Consider the following 1782-nt stretch of genomic DNA (forward strand, 5'->3'; position numbering starts at 1 on the left):
CGACCACGGTGGGTTTAGCGACTGGGGTGAAGTCGTAACAAGGTAGCCGTAGGGGAACCTGCGGCTGGATCACCTCCTTTCTAAGGATATCGGCAGAAAGCGCTGACAGGCCCGCATCTTATGGTGCCACCCTGTCGGAAGAGCTTCTTCCATTCCAAAGAACATTAGCCGCCGTCCTCATGTCCCTTCATCACTAGGTTAGTCCATAAGACGAGACAGCATTCGCTGTCTTGGCTGTGGGCAAGCTCGGCCAGCGCGCGAAGCGCGCCTCTTGGGCGCAGTTCAGCTGCGTCTGACGGGCGCAGCGGGTGTGGGCCTGTAGCTCAGTTGGTTAGAGCGCACCCCTGATAAGGGTGAGGTCGGTGGTTCGAATCCACCTAGGCCCACCACACACAANCTGACGGGCGCAGCGGGTGTGGGCCTGTAGCTCAGTTGGTTAGAGCGCACCCCTGATAAGGGTGAGGTCGGTGGTTCGAATCCACCTAGGCCCACCACACACAAGTGCGTTTGGGGCCTTAGCTCAGCTGGGAGAGCGGTTGCTTTGCAAGCATCAGGTCATCGGTTCGATCCCGATAGGCTCCACCATTTCGCAGGATACGAGACGAGGCAGCAAAGCTGCCGCGCACGTATCCAAGAACGGCCAGCGCTACGGAGCGCGCCCACAGGGCGCAGCTTCGCTGCGACTGACGGGCTCGCGGAATGCGCACCATCAGCCACAACCTAGAGATGAAGAGAAACGGTTCGCCGTGCGAGAGCACGGTGATTGGGTCGAGACGACCCGTATTTGACATTGTGAATGGGTTTTTTAAAATCGATGCCGTGAGGTGCTCGATTTTGGAGACGAGGATTGCTTCGAGCGCTTCGGCGTCAGCGATCTGAACGAGCGGTTCGAGGCTCCAGATATCGACATCATCATACAAAATAATCTGGCTGAGATTATAATCATCCGCACCTGACAAAAGCTAACGCGCACTGCTCTGCCGAGTTGGTGACCTCTTCGGAGGCACCCAGTGATGTCGTTGGTGGTGTGGACTCTCAAGCGTGAGGTAAGGGCAATTCGTGGATGCCTTGGCACATACAGGCGATGAAGGACGTGGCACGCTGCGATAAGCGTCGGTGAGCTGTGAGCAAGCTTTGACCCGACGATTTCCGAATGGGGAAACCCACCTATCCCGATTAATTCTACTTGAGCAGCAATGCTGGGGTAGAGTTAATTAGGTTAGGTATCACTTAGCTGAATACATAGGCTTCGTGAAGCGAACCCGGCGAACTGAAACATCTCAGTAGCTGGAGGAAAAGACATCAACCGAGATTCCGTTAGTAGTGGCGAGCGAACGCGGACCAGGCCAGTGCCTGCTCGGCGCCGCGCAGCATCTATTAGGTTAGGTATCACTTAGCTGAATAAAATAGGCTTCGTGAAGCGAACCCGGCGAACTGAAACATCTCAGTAGCTGGAGGAAAAGACATCAACCGAGATTCCGTTAGTAGTGGCGAGCGAACGCGGACCAGGCCAGTGCCTGAATTTCAACTAGTAGAAGTCTTCTGGAAAGAGACGCCATAGCGGGTGACAGCCCCGTATACGAAAGTGAGAATTCAGGACTCGAGTAGGGCGGAACACGTGAAATTCTGTCTGAACATGGGGGGACCACCCTCCAAGCCTAAATACTCGTATGTGACCGATAGCGAACTAGTACCGTGAGGGAAAGGTGAAAAGCACCCCGATGAGGGGAGTGAAACAGTACCTGAAACGGATTGCCTACAAGCAGTTGGAGGGCTTTTATG

1 protein-coding gene, 3 tRNA genes and 2 rRNA genes are annotated in these 1782 nt (G+C 55.0%); all 6 read left to right on the forward strand.

Annotation, left to right across the window (positions count from 1 at the left end; translation table 11 throughout):
* Positions 1–80: ribosomal RNA gene (locus ASE79_RS06545) — 16S ribosomal RNA — on the forward strand; the annotation flags it as partial.
* A gap of 232 nt (positions 81–312) precedes the next feature.
* A tRNA-Ile gene (locus ASE79_RS06550) sits at positions 313–389 on the forward strand.
* A gap of 28 nt (positions 390–417) precedes the next feature.
* Positions 418–494 (forward strand) — tRNA-Ile (locus ASE79_RS06555).
* Positions 495–509: 15 nt separating this feature from the next.
* Positions 510–585, forward strand: a tRNA-Ala gene (locus tag ASE79_RS06560).
* Positions 586–824: 239 nt separating this feature from the next.
* Positions 825–956, forward strand: a complete 132-nt coding sequence (locus ASE79_RS21865) for a hypothetical protein (RefSeq protein ID WP_268796155.1) — start codon at positions 825–827, stop codon at positions 954–956.
* 77 nt (positions 957–1033) lie between these two features.
* Positions 1034–1782 (forward strand): 23S ribosomal RNA (locus ASE79_RS21385); the annotation flags it as partial.

Source organism: Sphingomonas sp. Leaf28 (assembly GCF_001421685.1).
Taxonomy (GTDB): Bacteria; Pseudomonadota; Alphaproteobacteria; order Sphingomonadales; family Sphingomonadaceae; genus Sphingomonas; species Sphingomonas aurantiaca.